General features: G+C 69.6%; 12 protein-coding genes, 1 other RNA gene and 1 pseudogene. 9 read left to right on the top strand and 5 right to left on the bottom strand.

The window, feature by feature from the left end; all coding sequences use genetic code 11:
- Positions 1 to 25 precede the first annotated feature (25 nt).
- A complete protein-coding gene (locus QSK17_RS00315; protein WP_285702288.1) occupies positions 26 to 1,954 on the top strand; it encodes an acetoacetate--CoA ligase in 1,929 nt (642 codons plus the stop codon).
- Positions 1,955 to 2,035: 81 nt separating this feature from the next.
- Positions 2,036 to 3,487, top strand: a complete 1,452-nt coding sequence (locus tag QSK17_RS00310; protein ID WP_285702287.1) for an AAA family ATPase — start codon at positions 2,036 to 2,038, stop codon at positions 3,485 to 3,487.
- 7 nt (positions 3,488 to 3,494) lie between these two features.
- Here the strand turns inward: QSK17_RS00310 and QSK17_RS00305 are convergent.
- Positions 3,495 to 3,821 (bottom strand): annotated as a pseudogene (locus QSK17_RS00305) (response regulator transcription factor); the annotation flags it as partial.
- Between the two features lie 98 nt (positions 3,822 to 3,919).
- Complete coding sequence (locus QSK17_RS00300; protein ID WP_285702286.1) at positions 3,920 to 5,395, bottom strand: FAD-binding oxidoreductase; 1,476 nt, start codon at positions 5,393 to 5,395, stop codon at positions 3,920 to 3,922.
- 581 nt (positions 5,396 to 5,976) lie between these two features.
- Between QSK17_RS00300 and QSK17_RS00295 the strand changes: the two genes are divergently transcribed.
- Complete coding sequence (locus QSK17_RS00295) at positions 5,977 to 10,944, top strand: NAD-glutamate dehydrogenase (protein ID WP_285702285.1); 4,968 nt, start codon at positions 5,977 to 5,979, stop codon at positions 10,942 to 10,944.
- Between the two features lie 18 nt (positions 10,945 to 10,962).
- Here QSK17_RS00295 and QSK17_RS00290 read toward each other — a convergent pair whose 3' ends face one another.
- Positions 10,963 to 12,024 carry a DUF8094 domain-containing protein gene (locus QSK17_RS00290; protein ID WP_285702284.1) on the bottom strand — a complete coding sequence of 354 codons (1,062 nt, stop codon included), beginning with the start codon at positions 12,022 to 12,024 and terminating at the stop codon, positions 10,963 to 10,965.
- A gap of 111 nt (positions 12,025 to 12,135) precedes the next feature.
- Here QSK17_RS00290 and prfB point away from each other — a divergent pair, with 111 nt between their 5' ends.
- Positions 12,136 to 13,245: a peptide chain release factor 2 gene (prfB, locus tag QSK17_RS00285; RefSeq protein ID WP_285702283.1), complete on the top strand. Its 1,110-nt coding sequence runs from the start codon at positions 12,136 to 12,138 to the stop codon at positions 13,243 to 13,245.
- 190 nt (positions 13,246 to 13,435) lie between these two features.
- On the opposite strand, the gene QSK17_RS00280 is transcribed toward prfB, so the two are convergent.
- Positions 13,436 to 13,624, bottom strand: a complete 189-nt coding sequence (locus QSK17_RS00280) for an RING finger protein (RefSeq protein WP_285702282.1) — start codon at positions 13,622 to 13,624, stop codon at positions 13,436 to 13,438.
- A gap of 178 nt (positions 13,625 to 13,802) precedes the next feature.
- Between QSK17_RS00280 and ftsE the strand changes: the two genes are divergently transcribed.
- The 5 genes from ftsE to ssrA all read left to right on the top strand — a co-directional run bounded on the left by ftsE (position 13,803) and on the right by ssrA (position 18,600).
- On the top strand, positions 13,803 to 14,492 hold the full coding sequence (ftsE, locus tag QSK17_RS00275) for a cell division ATP-binding protein FtsE (protein WP_061253481.1): 690 nt from the start codon (positions 13,803 to 13,805) through the stop codon (positions 14,490 to 14,492).
- A gap of 86 nt (positions 14,493 to 14,578) precedes the next feature.
- Positions 14,579 to 15,478 carry a permease-like cell division protein FtsX gene (gene ftsX, locus QSK17_RS00270; RefSeq protein ID WP_285702281.1) on the top strand — a complete coding sequence of 300 codons (900 nt, stop codon included), beginning with the start codon at positions 14,579 to 14,581 and terminating at the stop codon, positions 15,476 to 15,478.
- Positions 15,479 to 15,539: 61 nt separating this feature from the next.
- Entirely contained in the window at positions 15,540 to 16,022 is a 483-nt protein-coding gene (gene smpB / locus QSK17_RS00265; RefSeq protein ID WP_285702280.1) for an SsrA-binding protein SmpB, read from the top strand.
- Between the two features lie 3 nt (positions 16,023 to 16,025).
- Positions 16,026 to 17,909, top strand: coding sequence for a penicillin-binding transpeptidase domain-containing protein (locus QSK17_RS00260; protein WP_285702279.1), 1,884 nt, complete (start codon positions 16,026 to 16,028; stop codon positions 17,907 to 17,909).
- A gap of 305 nt (positions 17,910 to 18,214) precedes the next feature.
- Positions 18,215 to 18,600: a transfer-messenger RNA gene (gene ssrA, locus QSK17_RS00255) on the top strand.
- 108 nt (positions 18,601 to 18,708) lie between these two features.
- Here the strand turns inward: ssrA and QSK17_RS00250 are convergent.
- On the bottom strand, positions 18,709 to 19,734 hold the full coding sequence (locus tag QSK17_RS00250) for an adenosine deaminase (protein ID WP_285702278.1): 1,026 nt from the start codon (positions 19,732 to 19,734) through the stop codon (positions 18,709 to 18,711).
- Positions 19,735 to 19,784 lie beyond the last annotated feature (50 nt).

Raw genomic sequence — 19,784 nt, 5'->3', positions numbered from 1 at the left:
GGGCCGGCCTCGTCAGGATGGGGGCATGGTCGAGGAAGGTGCTCTGCTGTGGGAACCCACCGCGGAGGTCGTGCGCAACGCAAGGATCACCCGCTACGCCGAGTGGCTCGGCAGGGAGGCTGACTACCAGGACATATGGCGCTGGTCGGTCGAGTCTCCGGCCGAGTTCTGGACGTCGATCTGGGACTACTTCGCCGTGGTGGGCCGGCGCGGGGACGGTCCCGTCATCAGCGGGACGATGCCCGACGTCACCTGGTTCGAGGGCACGACCCTCAACTACGCGGAGAACGCGTTGCGCGGCGACCCCGACCGCCTTGCCGTGATATCTCGTGATGAATCCGGAAACCGGCGGACGTACACGCTGGGTGAGCTGCGCGCCGAGGTGGGCCGGGTCCGGGCGGGTCTGATCCGGCTCGGCGTGGAGCGGGGCGACCGGGTCGCCGGATACGTGCCGAACATCCCCGAAGCGCTGATCGCGTTCCTGGCGACGGCCTCGCTGGGGGCCATCTGGTCGTCCTGCTCGCCCGACTTCGGGGCGCCCAGCGTCATCGACAGGTTCACCCAGATCGAGCCCAAGGTCCTCATCGCCGTCGACGGCTACCGCTACAACGGGAAGGCGTTCGACCGGGCGGACGTCGTACGCGACATCGCCGCCAAGCTGCCCGGCCTGACCGCGACGGTGTGGATCCCCTCGGTTCCCGGGCCGGGCGGCACGGACGTCGCCATCGGCGGTGAGCTGGGCTGGGAGGACCTGCGCGGCGAGGCGGCTGAGCCGGAGTTCGAACAGGTTCCCTTCGGCCACCCGCTGTGGGTGCTCTACTCCTCGGGCACGACCGGGCTGCCCAAGCCGATCGTGCACGGCCACGGCGGCATCGTGCTCGAACACCTGAAGGCGCTCAGCTTCCACCAGGACCTGGGCGAGGGCGACGTGTTCTTCTGGTACACCACCACCGGCTGGATGATGTGGAACTTCCTCATCGGCGGCCTGCTGGTGGGCTCCACCGTGGTGCTCTACGACGGGAGCGCCGCCCACCCGGGGATCGGCGCGTTGTGGGAGCTGGCCGCGCAGGAGGGGGTCACCTACTTCGGCACCGGCGCGCCGTACATCGTGGCCTCGATGAAGGCGGGCCTGCGGCCGTCCGGGCTGGACCGGCTGCGGGGGATCGGCTCGACGGGGTCCCCGCTGCCGCCCGAGGGCTTCGCCTGGATCTACTCCGACGTGAAGCCCGAGGTGCAGCTCGGGTCGTTCTCCGGCGGCACGGACGTGTGCACCGGCTTCGTGGGCGCGGCGCCGCTGCTGCCGATCAAGGCGGGCGTGATCCCGTGCCGCTGCCTGGGCGCCCGCGTGGAGTCCTTCGACCCGGCGGGACACCCCGTGATCGGAGAGGTGGGCGAGCTGGTGGTGACCGCGCCCATGCCGTCCATGCCGGTCATGTTCTGGAACGACCCGTCCGGTGACCGCTACCGCGAGTCGTACTTCGCCGACTATCCGGGCGTCTGGCGGCACGGCGACTGGATCAAGATCCTGCCGGACGGCGGATGCGTGATCTACGGCCGGTCCGACTCCACGCTCAACCGCGGCGGCGTCCGCATGGGGACGAGCGAGTTCTACCGGGTCGTCGAGCGGTTCGATGAGATCGAGGACAGCCTCGTGATCGACACCGGCCAGCTCGGCGAGGACGGCCACCTGCTGCTCTACGTCACCCTCGCCCCCGGAGCGGAGCTGTCCGACGAACTGGTCGCCCGGCTGCGTACGGCACTGCGGACCGAGCTGTCCCCACGCCACGTGCCCGACGAGTTCCACCGGGTCCCCGGCATCCCGAAGACCCTCTCGGGCAAGAAACTCGAGGTCCCGGTACGGAAGATCCTGCTCGGCACCCCGGTCGAGAAGGCCGCCAACCGCGACGCGATGGCCAACCCCGAGGTCCTCACCCACTTCGTGCCGAAACCCTGACCGCCTGACCGTTGAGCATCCTTATAAGTACGCTTCTAAGAAGTAGAGTTCTTAGAAGCGTACTTATAAGGAGGGTATGCGGTGGTTCCCAAGCCGGAGTACGTCTTCGACCGTGAGCGCGAGTGGGCCGCGCTGACGAGGTTCGCGACCGCGCCGGGCGACGAGATGCGTCTGGCCGTCGTGAGCGGACGCCGACGGCAGGGGAAGACCTTTCTCCTCCAGGCCCTCGCGGACGCGCTCGGCGGCTTCTACTTCGTTGCGGTCGAATCGACCTCCGCGGACGCGCTGCGCCAGTTCGGCACTGCGGTGGCGAGCTATCTCGGCGTGGAAGGGACGCTGGCGTTCGCCAACTGGGACGAGGCCATCACCTATCTCCTGGACAGGTGCCCGGACCGGCTGATCGTCATCGACGAGTTCCCGTACCTGATGAAGGCGGATCGTGCCATCCCCTCGCTCCTGCAAAGGGAGATCGACGCGCGCGGGGCGAACCGTCCGGCGCGCGGCCGCACGCGCCTGATCCTCGCCGGGTCCGCCATGTCCGTGATGGGGAAACTGCTCGCAGGTCAGGCTCCCCTGCGGGGACGGGCCTCGCTCGAACTCGTGGTGCACCCCTTCGACTATCACGTGGCGCGGCGATTCTGGGGCATCTCCGATCTGCGGCTCGCGATCCAGGTGAACGCGATCACCGGGGGGACTCCCGCCTACCGGACCCGTTTCGTCGACGGCGAGTCACCCGCGGGGCCGGACGAGTTCGACGACTGGGTGATCAGGAGGGTCCTGAGTACGGAGTCGCCGCTCTTCCGCGAAGCCCACTACCTCCTCTCGAACGAGATGGAGGTACGGGACGAGGCGCTGTACCACGCCGTCCTGGGCGCGATCGCCGCAGGGAACAACACGCGCGGCGGCATCGCCGGTCACATGGAACGCAAGTCGACCGACATCGCGCATCCGCTCGCTGTGCTGGAAGACTGCCGGCTCATCAGGAAGGAGATCGATCCGATCCGGAAGGCGTCCGTCTACCGTGCCGCCGAGCCGATCGTGACCTTCTACGAGTCGATCATGCGGCCCTCGTGGAGCCAGCTCGAACGAGGCCGGGCGGGCCAGGTGTGGAACGGCGCGCGGTCCAGGTTCGCGTCGCAGGTGATCGGGCCGCACTTCGAGCACATCTGCCGGCAGTTCGCGCTGGGAGTGGAATGGGCCGGTGAGCTGTCCTCAGAGGTGGCAGCCGGTGTCGCACCGGGCAGCGGCAGGGGGCAGAACATCGGGGTCGACGTGATCGCACTCGGGGCCCAGGACGGCACCCACAGGCGACGGCTCCTCTCCGTGGGCGAGGCCAAGTGGTCGGAAGTCATGACGCTCCGGCACCTGGGACGCCTCCAGCAGGCCAGGGACCAGTTGCACATCCGAGGGCTGGACACCCGGGACACCGTGCTCGCCCTCTACAGCGGCGCGGGATTCGACCGTTCGCTCACGGAGGCCGCGGCGGGAGACCAGGGCATCCTCCTCGCCGATCTCGCCACGTTGTACGGCTGAGGCCGGGTCAGGGGCGGAGGCCCGCCTCGTACGCGGCGATGACGAGCTGGGCCCGGTCACGGGCGTTCAGCTTGGCGAGCAGCCGGCCGACGTGCGTCTTCACCGTGGCCATGCTGACGCTCAGATGGTCGGCGATCTCGGTGTTGGACAGCCCGCGGGCGATCAGCGTGAGCACCTCGCGCTCGCGCTCGGTCACCCCGTCCAGCGTGGAGGCGGGGCGGCGCGCGGGCTCCGGACGGCGGGCGAACTCGGCGATGAGGCGGCGGGTCACGCTCGGCGCGAGGAGCGCGTCGCCGGAGGCGACCACGTCGATGGCGGCCAACAGGCCCGACGGCGCCCGCCTGGGCGGCGGTCGCGCTCGCGGCGTACATCGTGGTGCCCCTCGCCGCGGCGGCGGTGCTGTTCCGCCGCCGCGACGCGTGACGGGACCTCTCAGACGCCCTGGGGGAGGCGGAACAGGCGGTCCGGGTCGTAGGCGGCCTTGACCCGGGCCAGCCGGTCGGCGTTGGCCCCGTAGTACTGCCGCCGCCAGCCCGTCAGCTCCGGGTCGATGTAGTTGACGTACGCGTGGTCGCCGAAGTGGGGACGCATCGCCGCGTGGGCGGCCCTGGTCCATGCCGCCGCTCCCGCCCGGTGGGCGTAGTACTGCACGCTGTACAGGGCTCGGCGGTGCGGGAACGCGGTCGCGTCGGGCGCGACCCGGCCGACCGCGCCGCCGAGGGCGTCGAGCAGCACGGAGTGCCGCCCAGACGCGGCCACCTGCCCCAGCAGCGCCCCGATCCCCGTCCCGGACAGCGGCGTGTACGCCATGTGCGACTTGGCGGAGAACGAGTCGCGGACGAGCCGCCCGTTCGAGGTCTGGCCGGGCAGCGAGCCGGGGCGGTGACACTGCGACACCGACAGCGTGGAGCACCCCGCCATGATCATCATGGCGTGGTCATACGACGACGCCGAGATCCACCGGCTCGACGGGTCGGACCCCACCCGGTGGACGAGATCGGAGAGGAGACGCTCGCAGCCCGCGCGGTCCCCGACGTACAGCCCGCCGATCTGCACGTCGAGCGAGGGGTCGTGGTTCAGGTGCAGGTTGGACCACATCGCGTCCGGCGCGTGCGGCGCCCACGCCTGCCAGGCCTTGACGGCCGCCGCCGCCTTCTTCCAGGGCCAGTGCAGGAAGAACACGGTGACGTCGCGGGTGGCGTGGGTCCGGAACGTGAAAGAGGTGGCCACGCCGAAGTTGCCGCCGCCGCCCCCACGGGACGCCCAGTAGAGGTCGGGGTTCTCCGTGGCGGAGCAGGTGAGTGCGCGCCCGTCCGCCGTCACGATCCGCGCCGACTCCAGCACGTCGCAGGTCAGGCCGTACTTCCGGGAGACCACGCCGATGCCGCCGCCCAGCGTCAGCCCGGCCACGCCGACCGTCGGGCACGACCCGGCGGGGATGCTCACCCCGTGCTTCCCGAGCTGCGCGTAGACGTCGACCAGCCGGGCGCCCGCGCCGACCGTCGCGCGGCCACCGGAGTAGCGGACCGCGCTCATCGGGGACACGTCGATCACCAGCCCCGGCCCGGTCGACCAGCCCGCGTAGCTGTGGCCGCCCGACCGCGAGGTCACCGCCACGCCGTACCGCCGGGCGAAGCCCAGGCACTCCGCGACGTCCGCCGCGCTCCGGCAGTAGGCCACGGCGGCCGGCCGCGCGGAGTCGAAGGCGGTGTTGAACACCAGGCGCGCGGCGTCGTAGGACGCGTCACCGGGACGGACCAGCCGCCCGCCGAGCCCGCGGGCCAGCGCCGTCCAGTCCGCCGGCCGGGGGCCCGCCCAGGCGGGCGTGCCCGAGGCCAGAGCCGTACCCGTCGCGATGGCCGTGCCGGCCAGCGCCGACACGCGAAGGAAGGCGCGCCGATCGATCATGGTTCACTCCCCGAGGTTTGATCTCCCTCGTGAGACGCCCAAGGATCGATGATGGTTTGGTCACGTTCTGGTCACCTCACCGTCTCGACGCGTCCGAAAGCCCCGTGCTGTATGGAGGCGGCCCCGAGTGGTCGAGTTGACGTGTGTGACGTTCTGAGGTGGTATCGGGATCGTGGGTGGCGTGGAGCTCCCGGTCAATGGGGATCGGGGGACGATCGGACACCTGAGGAGAGATGGACATGTCGGGGACGCGTCGGTCGCAGGACGGGTGCCGGGGCCCTTCCCACAGGCGGATGACCCCGCGCGGCCGGGCGGACTCGCCCGTACGACACGGCGGCCCCGGGAACCCGCGTTGTGGGATGCTGGTGGCACCGCCCTCTCCCGGCATGGCCGGTCCGCCTCGGATCACGAGGTCATGGACCCTCCGCTGACGGTCACGGAGACCTGGAGTCAGGTGCCGACCACAATCCGGTGCCGACCACACAAATTTCCCCTTTTGCGGACCGATCGCCCCGTCGTGGGGCAGCACCACCAGGACCGCAAACGAATATCCAGTACCTCACAAAGGAGTGAGTAGCGAGATGCCGCTCGAGACGGCGGGGAGCCGGCGCGAACCGGGAACGGCGCGCGGAACGGACGCGGCTCTGACGGAGCCGGAACCGGACGGGGCACGGATAGGGCGCGAACCGGAGGAGGCACTGGACAAACTGCTCCGGGACGCCGCCGAGAAGTGCGCGCCCACGCCGGAAGCCCCCTCGGGCGAGGAGACGCTCGCCTTCCTCCGCGAGTACTACCGCCACGTCCCGGTCGAGGACCTGGCCGACCGCGACCCCGCGGATGTGTACGGCCCGGCCATGGCGCACCGGCGGCTCGCGCGGCACCGGCCGCAGGGGCGGGCGCTCGTCAGCGCGTACACCCCCACCCTGGAGGAGCGCGGCTGGGACCTCGGACGCTCGGTGATCCAGATCGTCACCGACGACATGTCGTTCCTCGTCGACTCGGTGACGATGGAGCTGGACCGGCACCAGATCGGCACCCACCTCGTCGTCCACCCCCAGATGCGCGTCCGCAGGGACATGACCGGCGAGATGCTCGACGCCGGCCAGGACGAGGCCGGAGGCCAGCTCCTCCAGGAGTCGTGGATGCACATCGAGATCGACCGGCAGGCCGATCCCGCCGTGCTCAAGGCGCTGGAGACCGACCTGCAGCGGGTCCTGCAGGACGTCCGCCAGGCCCATGAGGACTTCCCCAAGATGCGGGCGCTCGCCGTCAACACGGCCGAGGACATCGCGGCCGACCCGCCGCCGCTCGACCCCGCCGGCGTCGAGGACAGCGTCGAGCTGCTCCGCTGGCTGGCCGACGGCCACTTCACCTTCCTCGGCTCCCGGGAGTACCGCCTGGAGGAGACGGAGGAGGGCGACGCGCTGCGCGCGATCCCGGGCACCGGCCTCGGCATCCTCCGCGCCGACAAGGCGGGCTCGGACAGCTTCGCCGCGCTGCCGCCCAAGGTGCGCGCCAAGGCCCGCGAGAAGCAGGTGATGATTGTCACCAAGGCCAACAGCCGCGCCACCGTGCACCGCCCGGCGTACCTCGACTACATCGGCGTCAAGCTCTTCTCGCCCGAGGGCGAGGTGGTCGGCGAGCGCCGCTTCCTCGGCCTGTTCACGCATGTGGCGTACAACGAGTCGATCTCGCGGATGCCCGTGCTGCGGCGCAAGCTCGCCGAGGTGCTCGACCGGGCGGGGCTGCCGGCGGACAGCCACGACGGCAAGGATCTGATGGAGATCCTGGAGACCTATCCCCGGGCCGAGCTCTTCCAGATCCCGGTGGACGAGCTGCTGCCGATCGCGCTCGGCGTGCTCCGGCTGCGCGAGCGCAAGCAGGTCAAGCTGTTCCTGCGCAGGGACGACTACGGCCGCTACATCTCCTGCCTGATCTACCTGCCCCGCGACCGGTACACCACCAAGATCCGGCTGCGCATGCAGGAGATCCTGCTCAAGGCGCTCGGCGGCACGTCGCTGGACTACAGCACCATGATCGGCGAGTCGGTGCTGGCCCGGCTCCACGTGGTGATCCGCGGCGAGCGCGGTAGGCCGCTGGCGGAGGTGCCGGTCGACATCGAGGAGCTGGAGGCGCGGCTCGCGGACGCCACCCGCTCCTGGGACGACGACCTGGCCGCCGCCATCACCGAGCTCTGCTCCCCGGAGGAGAGCCCCGCCCTCATTGCTCGGTACGCCAACGCCTTCCCCGAGGGCTACAAGGCCGACTTCCCGGCGCGCACGGCCGTGACCGACCTGAAGCGGCTGGAGGAGCTCCTCGAGGACGAGACCGGCGACATCGGGATGAACCTCTACGAGCCGTACGGCGCGGCCGAGGGGGAGCGGCGGTTCAAGATCTACCGGATCGGCGCGCACATCTCGCTGTCCCACGCCCTGCCGCTGCTGCAGCGCATGGGCGTCGAGGTCGTGGACGAGCGCCCGTACGAGATCAGGCGGGACGGCGACGCGGTCAAGGACGCCTGGATCTACGACTTCGGCCTGCGCTACACCCCGTCGGGCGAGGTCGACAGGAACGATGTCAAGCGGCTGTTCCACGACGCCTTCGCGGCGCTCTGGCGTGGCGAGGTCGAGAACGACGGCTTCAACGCGCTCGTGCTGGCCGGCGGCCTCACCTGGGAGCAGGCCGAGATCCTGCGCGCGTACGCCAAGTACCTGCGCCAGGCGGGCACTACGTTCAGCCAGGAGTACATCGAGAAGGTCCTGCTCGGCAACGTCCGGCTGGCCCGGCTGCTCGTCCGGTACTTCGAGGCGCGGCTCGCGCCCGGCCGCTCGGAGGAGGTCCGGTCCGAGCTGTGCGACGCCCTCAAGGATGAGGTGCTCGCCGCCCTCGACGAGGTCGCCTCGCTCGACGAGGACCGCATTCTGCGGGCCTACCTGGAGATGATCGCGGCCACCCTGCGGACGAACTTCTACCAGTCGTCGGAGACCGGTGGGCGCAAGCCGTACATCTCGCTGAAGTTCGACCCGCTGGCGATCAGCGTGCTGCCGCTGCCCCGGCCGAAGTACGAGATCTTCGTCTACTCGCCGCGCGTCGAGGGCGTCCACCTCAGGTACGGCAAGGTCGCCCGCGGCGGCCTGCGCTGGTCGGACCGCATGGAGGACTTCCGCACGGAGATCCTCGGCCTGGTCAAGGCGCAGATGGTGAAGAACACCGTCATCGTCCCCACCGGGTCCAAGGGCGGGTTCGTCGTGAAGCAGCCGCCCACGGGTGGCAGGGACGAGCTGCTGGCCGAGGGCATCGCCTGCTACCGGCAGTTCATCTCCGGCCTGCTGGACATCACCGACAACCTGGTGAACGGCGAGGTCGTCCCGCCCCGTGACGTCGTGCGGCACGACGGCGACGACACCTACCTCGTGGTCGCCGCCGACAAGGGCACCGCGTCGTTCTCCGACATCGCCAACGAGGTGGCCAAGGAGTACGGCTTCTGGCTCGGGGACGCCTTCGCCTCCGGCGGCTCGGTCGGCTACGACCACAAGGGCATGGGCATCACCGCCAGGGGCGCCTGGGAGTCGGTGAAGTACCACTTCAGGAACCTGGGCGTGGACGTCCAGAGCACGGACTTCACCGTCGTCGGCGTCGGCGACATGTCGGGCGACGTCTTCGGCAACGGGATGCTCCTGTCGGAGCACATCCGGCTGGTGGCGGCCTTCGACCACCGGCACATCTTCGTGGACCCGGCGCCCGACGCGGCGATCGGCCACGCCGAGCGCCGCCGGCTGTTCGCGATGCCGCGCAGCTCCTGGGCCGACTACGACAGCTCGCTGATCTCGGCGGGGGGCGGCGTCTGGCCGCGCACCGCCAAGTCCATCCCGATCTCGCCCCAGGCGCGGGCCGTGCTGGGCATCCCCGACGGCGTGACCGCGCTCGCGCCGAACGAGCTGATCAGCGCGATCCTCAAGGCCCCCGTCGACCTCCTCTGGAACGGCGGCATCGGGACGTACGTCAAGGCCGCGTCGGAGAGCCACGCGGACGCCGGGGACAAGGCCAACGACGCCCTGCGCGTCAACGGCGGCGACCTGCGCTGCAAGGTCGTGGGCGAGGGCGGCAACCTCGGCTTCACCCAGCTCGGCCGGATCGAGTTCGCGGCGAACGGCGGGCTGATCAACACCGACTTCATCGACAACTCGGCCGGCGTGGACACCTCGGACCACGAGGTGAACATCAAGATCCTGCTCGACCAGGTCGTCCGCGACGGCGAGATGACCGACAAGCGGCGTGACGAGCTCTTCCTCGACATGACCGGCGAGGTCGGCAAGCTGGTGCTGCGTGACAACTACGCGCAGAACGTGGTGCTCTCCGCAGCCCGGGCCCAGGCGCCGGAGATGCTGCACATCCACGCCCGCTACCTGCGCAGGCTGGAGCGGGCCGGCCTGGTCAACCGGGAGCTGGAGCACCTTCCCTCCGACAAGGTCCTGGCCGAGCGGCGCCAGGCGGGCCTCGGGCTCACCCAGCCGGAGTTCTCGGTCCTGCTCGCCTACACCAAGCTCGTGGTGGACCGCGAGCTGCTCGCCTCGGACCTGCCCGACGATCCGTACCTCGCGCCGTGGCTCGTGGAGTACTTCCCGTCGGCGCTCCAGGACCGGTTCCAGGGCTCCATGGACGCGCACCCGCTCCGGCGGGAGATCATCACGACCCGGGTCGTGAACGACGTGGTCAACTTCGGCGGGACCAGCTTCATGTACCGCTTCGGCGAGGAGACCGGCGCGTCCACCCCGGACATCGTCCGGGCCTACCTCGTCGCCCGTGAGGTCTTCGACCTGCCGAGCTTCACCCGCCAGGTCGAGGCGCTGGACAACGAGGTGGACACCGCGACCCAGATCGCGATGCTGCTGGAGGGCCGCAAGCTCTCCGAGCGCGGCACCCGGTGGCTGCTCGGCAACCGCCGGCCGCCGCTCGACCTCGCGTCCACCGCGGAGTTCTTCGCCGAGGGCGCGAGCGCACTGCTGCCGCACCTGCCCAAGCTGCTCACCGGCCTCGACCTCGTCGCGTACGAGGAGCGCAGGGACGGCTTCGTCGCGCGCGGTGTTCCGGACGAGCTGGCCGAGCGGGTGGCCGCGATGGTGCCCGCGTACTCCACGTTCGACCTGGTCGAGATCGCCTCGCTGACCGGGCAGCCGCTGCACGAGGTCGCCGAGGTCTACTTCGACCTCGCCGACCGCCTGCAGCTCGCCCGGCTCAGGGAGCGGGTCATCGCCCTGCCCCGGGACAACCGGTGGAACTCGATGGCGCGCTCCGCGCTCCGCGACGACCTGTACGCCGCGCACGCCACCCTGACCAGGGAGGTGCTGATCCACAGCGAGTCCGGGCTGTCTCCCGAGGAGCGGCTGGCGCGCTGGACGGAGGCGAACGAGGCGGCCGTGGGACGGGCCAAGCAGACGCTGTCGGAGATCTGGGAGAGCGACCACTTCGACCTCGCCACCCTCTCGGTGGCGTTGCGGGCGGTGCGCACCCTGGTCACGTCCAGCAACCTGCCCCACACGGAGGAGTAGGCCGGTGAATGGACGGGATCAGCGGGTCGTGGCCTTGGTCACCAGGCCGTCGTAGCCGATGACGTGCGCGGGCGCGGTGGAGCTCTTGGGCGGCACCGCGCTCGCGTACTGCTGCGTCTCCACGATCCGCCGCTCCCTGCGGACCACGGGGTTGCTCAGGTCCCACCGCGCGTCCTTCGGGATCGCCAGCGGACGGCCGTACCCGCAGTTGAGCACGGGTGACCACTTGCTGGTCCGCAGCAGTGTGTAGAGGACGAGCCCGCCGCCGTCCTTCGTGCGCAGCGCGAAGACCGGATAGTCCACGGCGGCGGAGAACAGCGAGTCGTAGTTCATGCAGTCGACCTGGCGCGCCTTCTCCCGGCGCTTCTTGATCTCGGTGGCGTAGCCGGTCGTCTGCGGACCGGGCGCGATCAGGCCGGACGCGAAGCCGTCCTTGCCCTCCTCGGCGATCGTGGCGTGCAGCGGGCCCATCAGGTTGGGGCTGATCGCGACGCTCTGGTCACGGGGGTCGAGCGCGATCGCGTAGCCGTCGGCGTCGAGGGCCACCTCGGGGGCCTTCTCGTCTTTGTAGAGCAGCGACTCGAAGCTGTTCTGCCACGGTGACGAGGCGTTCTGCCGTACGAACGTCAGCAGGGCGATCCTGACCTCGCCGGAGGAGTCCCGGCGCTCGACGGTCGCGGCGAACCACTGGCGGGACGCCTTGGCCGGCAGCCGGGGCACCAACAGGGTCCGCTCGCCCCAGGTGTAGCGGGGAGGCTTCCCGCCCGTCGAGTGGTACTCGGCGATCCTGATCGGGCGCTGCCCGTCCCTGGCGAGCTGGAGCATCCACCGCTGCGCCCGGCCCGCGCGGACCACGTCGTCCGTCGCGAGATAGGTGTCCAGCGCGTCACGGGCCTCCGTGAGCGTCACCGCGGGCGTCGCGGGAGGGCGGCTGGCCGAGGGCGACGCACTAGACGTGGCCGCGACCGGGCTGCGCGAGGGCTCCGGAGCGGATCCCGCGCAGGCCGCGGTGCCGGCGACCAGGGCGAGCGCGAGCGCGGGACGGCAGGCGAACGCGAGCGCGCGTGCGGCTCCGTCCACCCGTGGCCTCCTCTCGCCGCACCGGTGGGAATCACCGGCCGCATCACGGGCCACATCGTAGCCAAGGAGCGGTACGCAACAGGGTCCCGTGTTCGCGTACCCTTTACAGACGTGGCAGTCATCGATCCAGCCGAAGAGATCAACGAGCTTACCGGCACCCTGAAGGGCATTCAGGACGTGCTCGACCTCGACGCCCTGCACAAGCAGATCGCCGAGCTGGAGGAGCAGGCTGCCGCGCCTGACCTGTGGAACGACGTGGAGCAGGCGCAGCGGGTCACCAGCAAGCTCTCCCACCTGCAGGGCGAGGTCAACCGGGTGGAGGGACTGGCCCGCCGCCTCGACGACCTGCCGGTCATGTTCGAGCTCGCGGCCGAGGAGGGCGACGATGAGGCGCTCGCCGAGGCCGAGAAGGAGCTGGTGTCGCTCAAGTCGGACGTCGGCGCCCTGGAGGTGCGCACGCTCCTGTCCGGCGAGTACGACTCCCGCGAGGCGCTCGTCACGATCAACTCCCAGGCCGGCGGCGTGGACGCCGCGGACTGGGCGCAGATGCTCCTCCGCATGTACCTGCGCTGGGCCGAGCGCAAGGGCTACTCGACCGAGGTCTACGAGACGTCGTACGCCGAGGAGGCCGGCATCAAGTCGGCCACGTTCGCCGTCAAGGCGCCCTACGCGTACGGCACGCTCCGCGGGGAGCACGGCACGCACCGCCTGGTCCGGATCAGCCCCTTCGACAACCAGGGGCGCCGCCAGACGTCCTTCGCGGGCGTGGACATCGTGCCCGTCGTCGAGCAGACCGACCGCATCGACATCATCGAGGACGACATCCGCGTCGACGTCTACCGGTCATCGGGCCCCGGCGGCCAGGGCGTCAACACCACCGACTCGGCGGTCCGGATCACCCACATCCCGACCGGCATCGTGGTCTCCTGCCAGAACGAGCGCTCCCAGCTGCAGAACCGGGCGACCGCGATGGCGGTCCTGTCGGCCAAGCTGCTGGAGCGCAAGCGCCAGGAGGAGGCCGCCGCGATGAACGAGCTCCGCGGCGAGACGACGACCTCCTGGGGCACCCAGATCCGCAACTACGTGCTGCACCCGTACCAGATCGTGAAGGACCTGCGCACGGGCGTCGAGGCGGGCAACCCGAGCGGCGTCCTGGACGGCGACCTCGACGAGTTCATCGAGGGCGAGATCCGCTGGATGCGCCGCCAGGAGAGCCAGTAGCCTCCCCGCTCTCCCCGCCCCGCCCCGCCCCGCCCCGCGCGAGCTGCGAGGGGCGCGGCGGAGGTTTGACGAGGGTCGAGTGGGCGAGCGACGAGTCCCGAGCGACGAGGAAAGCCGCCGCCTCAAGGGGCGCCCCGAGCCCGCCGTGCCGAAGGCGCGGCAGAGCAGCACAACGAGCGCCTCAAGCTCGTCAGTAGCCGCCGACGTGCTTGAGGGCGAGCAGGGTCAGCGCGAGGATCACCGTCAGGGCGATGACCAGGGGCGACAGCCCGAAGAAGCCGTGGTGGTGAACCTTGGCCCTGCCCTCCCTGCACACAGGGCAGCGCCCTTCGACGACAGGGCCGGCGCACGCGGCGCAGATCAGATGTTCGCAGCTCATGGCACCTCAACCTTTCCGGTAGCCAGACCCTAATCGTTTTGTTTCCGTTATGGACGTTCCATGCCAGTGTTACCCCTAGACTGGCCTTCCGCCAATCGGAACGTCGATCCTTCGTAAAGAGACCGGCGCCCCCCGGCTGGTTGTCCCAACCCCTAGACTGGCTTGCCGTGATGCGCCCGTGATCCATTTCGATAATGTCACCAAGGTCTATGCGAACCAGAACCGGCCCGCCCTCGACCACGTGAGCGTGGATGTCGACAAGGGCGAGTTCGTGTTCCTCGTCGGTCCCTCGGGATCGGGCAAGTCGACCTTCCTCAGGCTGGTCCTCAAGGAGGAGCGGCCCAACTCCGGTGCGATCCACGTCGCCGGCAAGGACCTCGCGAAGCTCTCGAACTTCAAGGTGCCGCACCTGCGGCGCCGGATCGGATGCGTTTTCCAGGACTTCCGGCTCCTGCCCAAGAAGAATGTCTACGAGAATGTGGCGTTCGCTCTTGAGGTCATCGGAAAGCCCCGGCGGTTCATCCGCAAGGTGGTTCCCGAGGTCATCGAGCTGGTCGGCCTGGAGGGCAAGGCCCACCGCATGCCGGAGGAGCTGTCGGGTGGCGAGCAGCAGCGGGTCGCGATGGCTCGCGCGTTCGTGAACCGTCCTATGATCCTGCTTGCCGACGAGCCGACCGGAAACATCGACCCCGCGACGAGCATCGGCATCATGAAGGTGCTCGACCGCATCAACAGGACCGGCACCACCGTGCTGATGGCCACGCACGACGCGGCCATCGTCGACTCCATGCGCAAGCGTGTGGTCGAGCTGGAGGACGGCAAGATCGTCCGAGACCAGTCACGCGGCGTGTACGGCCAGGCGTACTAGCCAACGAGCGGCGATCAGTTCGATGGCCAGGTCGGCGCCCAGGCACCGCCTGGGCGCCGCGTAGTCAGTTTGGAGTAACGGGGAGCATGCGGGCCAATTTCATCTTCTCCGAGGTCTGGATCGGCCTCCGCCGGAACCTCACGATGACCATCGCGGTCATCGTGACCGTCGCGGTCGGCATGGGCCTGCTCGGCATCGGGCTGATGATCAACTCCCAGGTCTCGTCCCTGACCGGCTACTGGACGAACAAGGTCGAGCTGTCGGTCTTCCTGTGTGGGAAGAACGACGCGTTCCCCGCCTGCAAGAACAAGGGCGCGATCACGCAGGAGCAGAAGGACAAGCTGAAGCTGACGATCGAGAGCATGCCCGACGTCCAGCGGGTCGACTTCGAGGACAAGCTCCAGGCATACAAGATCTTCCAGGAGCAGGGGAACAACGCGCTCCTGACGTCGGTGATCACCGCGGAGGAGATGCCCGAGTCCTTCCGGGTGAAGCTCAAGGACCCGGACAAGGCGAAGGCCGTCGAGGAGAGCCTGAAGGGCCAGGCCGGCGTCTCCAACATCGTGAACCAGCGCGAGATCCTGGATTCGGCCTTCGGCTTCATGGGCAAGCTGCGCAACATGGCGCTCGGGGTGGCGATCCTGATGGTGTTCGCGGCCACCCTGCTGATCGGCAACACGGTCCGGCTCTCGGCGTACAACCGCCGGAGGGAAACCGGCATCATGCGGCTGGTCGGCGCCTCGAACGTCTACATCCAGCTTCCGTTCGTGATGGAAGGCGTCATCGCCGGCCTGATCGGCGGCGTCTTCGCCGCGGTCCTGCTGATCGTCACGAAGATCCTCATCTTCGACCAGATCCAGACCTACATGGCCGCGCCGCTCAGCTGGAACACCGTCGCCGGGGTGATCACCCTGACGATGATCGTGGGCGTGGTGATCTGTCTCCTCGCCTCCTTCGTCACGCTCCGCCGCTACCTGAGGGTGTGACGGGGAGATGGTCGCGCTCTCCCGCGCCGTTCGACGCTCCGGCCGCCGGTAGGCTCCCTATATGCCACGTGAGATCGGGCGCAAGCTCATCGCTCAGAACAAGCGTGCCCGGCACGACTTCTTCATCGAGGACACGTACGAGGCCGGGCTCGTCCTCACCGGTACGGAGGTCAAGTCCCTCCGTGCCGGAAAGGCCAATCTCACCGACGGCTACGCCACCGTCGACGGCGGTGAGGCATGGCTGATCAACGCGTACATCCCTGAGTACAGCCAGGGCACGTGGACCAACCACGCCGCACGGCGCACCCGCAAGCTGCTGCTGCACCGCAAGGAGATCGGCAAGATCCAGCAGGTCCTCAAGGAGCGCGGCCTGACGCTGGTCCCCCTGTCCCTGTACTTCAAGGATGGCAAGGCCAAGATCGAGATCGGCGTCGCGCGCGGCAAGAAGGACTACGACAAGCGGCAGACCCTGATGGAGAAGCAGGCCAACCGCGAGATGGCGCGCGCGATGTCCACCGCGGTCCGGCGCCAGGGGGGCCGCTAGGCCGTGTCCGCCGCGAGAGCCGTACGGGCAGCTCTGGCTCTGGGGCTGGCCGTACCCATGATGACGGCCTGCTTCGAAGAGCCGTCCCCCCTCGACGCCGTACGAGAGTTCCTCGTGGGGTGGCAGAGCGGGGACTACGTGAGCGCGGCTCGCCGAGCCGACGCAGACCAGGCCGTCGTACGCCAGGCGCTGGAGGACGTCGGCGTCCAGCTCGACGCGGCCTCGTTCCGCTTCTCGCTCAAAGGGGTGAAGCGGGACGGCGACAACGCCAAGGCCGAGTACCACGCCGAGGTCGACCTGGGGGAGAACAACCCCCTGTGGGAGTACGACAGCACGCTGCCCCTCCGCCTCGTCGGCGGCCAGTGGAAGATCCACTGGTCGCCGAGCGTGATCCACCCCGAGCTGCACGCCGGGGAGCGGTTCGCGGTGGCCGTCGACCCCCAGGGCAGGCAGCCGATCCTCGACCAGGCGGGCGAGTCCCTCCAGGACGAGACGATCCGATACGTCGCGGGCGTCTACCCCGACAAGATTCCGGACAAGGCAGCGCTGTGCGCGGAGCTGTCCCAGGTCACCGGGTTCCCCGAAGACCGCCTGCTCAGCCGCATTGTGTCGTCGCCGCCGCAGGACTTCGTGCCGCTCGCGACGTTCGGCGGCCGGACGTTCGCCCAGGTCAAGGACAAGCTGACGGCCATCAAGGGCATCACGATCATCACGGACAGCCTGCCGGTCGCGCCCAAGTCGCCCAAGGACATCGTCGGCCGCGTCGCCGCGATCACCCCCGAGGCGGAGCAGCAGCTCGGCGGCCCCCAGCGGGCCGGCGACACGGTGGGCCGGGACGGGCTGCAGAAGGCCTATCAGGACCAGCTCACCGGTTCCACCGAGACCCGGGTCCTCATCCTCGACGGCAAGGGCAAGGAGGTCAAGGAGCTCAAGGCGTGGCCCGGCCGGGCGAACACCTCGGTCCGCACGACCATCGACTCCAGTCTGCAGGCCGCCGCGGACAGCGCCGTCGCGACGTCGCAGCAGGTCGCGCTCGTCGCGCTCCAGGCCTCCACCGGCGAGATCCGCGCGGTCTCCACCCAGGGGATGCACCAGCAGAAGGACGCGCTGGCCGGGAAGTTCCCCGCCGGCACCACTTTCTCGATCATCGCCGCCGACGCGCTGCTCAAGAACGGCTTCGACCCCAAGGAGAAGGTGCCGTGCAGCGCCGACAGGTCCGTGGGCGGCGCCAGGTTCGAGTACGCGGGCTACACGGGAGGGAACACCCCCACGTTCTCCGCCGATTTCGCGCGCGGTTGCGTGACCGCGCTCGCCTCGCTGGCCCGGCGGATCAAGGGAGACGCGGTCACCGCCAGCGCGGCGAAGTACGGCATCGGCAGCGCGTGGGAGCTCCCGCTCGGCTCGTTCAGTGGCTTCGTGCCGACTCCGTCGAGTGACGCCGCCACCGCGAAGGTCATCGCAGGGGAGACCGTACGGGTAAGCCCGCTGACGATGGCGCTCGTCGCCGGCGCGGTCAAGACCGGCACATGGCGTCCCCCGGTCCTGGTGACCTCGCCCTCGTCCCCCGACCCCACCGCGGAGGTGGCCCCGGCCGCGCCGCCCGCTCCCATCCCGCTCGACCCCACCGTCGTCGAGCAGATCCGCACGCTCATGCGCGCCGGAGTGACCTCGGGTACGGCCCGTGCCGCCGCCGCTCCCGGAGATCCCGTGCACGGCGTGGCCGCCGAAATCGGCTACGTCGTGAAGAAGCAGCGGCGGGACCTGTCCTGGTTCGTCGGCTGGCAGGGCGACGTGGCGGTGGCCGTGCTCGCGGAGAGCGCGGACGCCGCTGCCGCATCGGCGGTGGCCGGGCGGTTCTTCCGCGGCGCGGCCGCGAAAAAACTCTGACGGAAAAACTTTGAGGGGCGAGCAACCTTTCGGCCCTCCGGACGCGTCTCTCTAAGTGACTGAGCACCGCTTGGGGGGTTGCGGACTCAGTCGTCGTGATGAGACCAGGGCTCCATCTCGGGGGGAGCCCTGCCGTCCGGACCGGCTCGACCCTGCCGGTCGGCCCCCGGGGGCGTGCGTGATGGCGCGCCTCCGGGGGCTTCGTCATCTGCTCCGAAGATCGGGAATTTCGGTTCGCGTGCCCGGCGTTGTCGGATGTATGGTTGCGATGCCGAGCCCCTCGGGGCCGGGTTGACAACTCAACAGGGGGTGACCGGTTTCGACTTCGACATTGCAAGTCAGGGGAAGCGGGTCGAGGACTGCGGACATAACCTCGTTAACACTGTGACCGCAAACCAATAAGTGCCAATAACACGCGCACTGAGGTCAGCCAGGGCTCCCTGGCTCTCGCCGCCTAAGCAGCGAGTGACCTCTGTCAGCCCGGGACCGCCTCCGGCCCGGATCTGACATCGCTAGGAGGCTCAACCGCCCGACCCGGTCACGGGGTCGATCGGGAAACCAAACAGTGACTGAGCCCGTCGGCGACTCGCCTGTGAGATTGCCGGGGCTGAGAAAAACGTAACAGGCTGCACCCGGAGAAGCCCTGTCTTGGTGTTGAAGGACGCGGGTTCGATTCCCGCCACCTCCACATGGGAGACCCGTGGTCGATGGCTTAACAGCCATCTTCCGCGGGTCTTTGTTTTGTCCAGGGGGCGACCCCCTGGAACCCCCGTAGGAGACCCGCGGAAGATGGACGCGCTCAGGCGCCGGCCGTGTAGGCGTCGATCTCGGCGAGCAGGGCGGCCTTGCCCTCGTACGTGAGGAAGGACGCGCGTACGGCGCCGCGGGCCAGGTCGGCCACCCCGGCCGGGTCGAGTCCGAGAAGCTCCGCCGCGACCGCGTACTCACCGTTCAGGGTGGTGCCGAACATGGGCGGGTCGTCGGAGTTGATCGTGACGGGCACGCCCGCCTTGACCAGCGTGGCGAGAGGGTGCTCCTCCATGCTCGGCACGGCACGGGTCCGCACGTTCGACGTGGGGCAGACCTCCAGGATGATCCCCTCGGTGGCGAGGTGATCGAGCAGGGCGGGGTCCTCGACGCTGTGCACGCCGTGCCCGATCCGCTCGGCCTTCAGCTCGCGGACCGCCTCCCAGACCGTCGCAGCCCCGGTCGTCTCGCCCGCGTGCGGGACGGAGCGGAGCCCGGCGGCGCGCGCCGCCGCGAAGTGCGGCGCGAACTGTGAGCGGGACACGCCGATCTCCGGCCCGCCGAGACCGAAGCTGACCAGGCCGTCCGGACGCTGCTCCAGGGCCACCTTGAGGGTCTGGTCGGCGGCCCGGATGCCGTCCTCTCCCGGGATGTCGAAGCACCAGCGCAGGATGGTGCCGAAATCGCGCTCGACCGCGAGGCGGGCGTCCTCGATCACCTCGCAGAACTCGGCGGGGGCGAATCCCCTGTCGATGTGCAGGTGCGGTGTGACGGTCAGCTCGGCGTACCGCACGCGCTGGGCGGCCAGGTCACGGCCGATGCCGTGGAAGAGGGACCAGACGTCCTCGGGGTCCCTGATCAGATCGACGACGGCGAGGTACACCTCGATGAAGTGCGCGAAGTCGTGGAAGACGAAGTAGTCGGCGAGGAGGTCGGGGTCGGCCGGGACCGGCGTCGAGCCCTCGTGCCGCGCGGCCAACTCGGCCACGATCTGGGGCGACGCGGAGCCGACGTGGTGCACGTGCAGCTCGGCCTTGGGCAGTCCGGCGATGAAATCAGTGAGGTCAGGAGCGGTCACCGGACGACCGTAACAACGGCCGCCCGGCCGGTACCAAGCGGAAACGTCCT

The organism is Microtetraspora sp. NBRC 16547 (genome assembly GCF_030268965.1).
Lineage (GTDB): Bacteria > Actinomycetota > Actinomycetes > Streptosporangiales > Streptosporangiaceae > Microtetraspora.
The sequence above is the reverse complement of the archived record's forward strand: the minus strand, read 5'-3'. Positions and strand labels throughout refer to the sequence as shown.

Excerpts from the sequence above, each read along its gene's own strand:
- QSK17_RS00315 (WP_285702288.1), top strand. The coding sequence starts at position 26 with ATGGTCGAGGAAGGTGCTCTGCTGTGGGAACCCACCGCGGAGGTCGTG.
- QSK17_RS00300 (WP_285702286.1), bottom strand. The coding sequence starts at position 5,395 with ATGATCGATCGGCGCGCCTTCCTTCGCGTGTCGGCGCTGGCCGGCACG.
- QSK17_RS00295 (WP_285702285.1), top strand. The coding sequence starts at position 5,977 with ATGCCGCTCGAGACGGCGGGGAGCCGGCGCGAACCGGGAACGGCGCGC.
- QSK17_RS00280 (WP_285702282.1), bottom strand. The coding sequence starts at position 13,624 with ATGAGCTGCGAACATCTGATCTGCGCCGCGTGCGCCGGCCCTGTCGTC.
- ftsX (WP_285702281.1), top strand. The coding sequence starts at position 14,579 with ATGCGGGCCAATTTCATCTTCTCCGAGGTCTGGATCGGCCTCCGCCGG.
- smpB (WP_285702280.1), top strand. The coding sequence starts at position 15,540 with ATGCCACGTGAGATCGGGCGCAAGCTCATCGCTCAGAACAAGCGTGCC.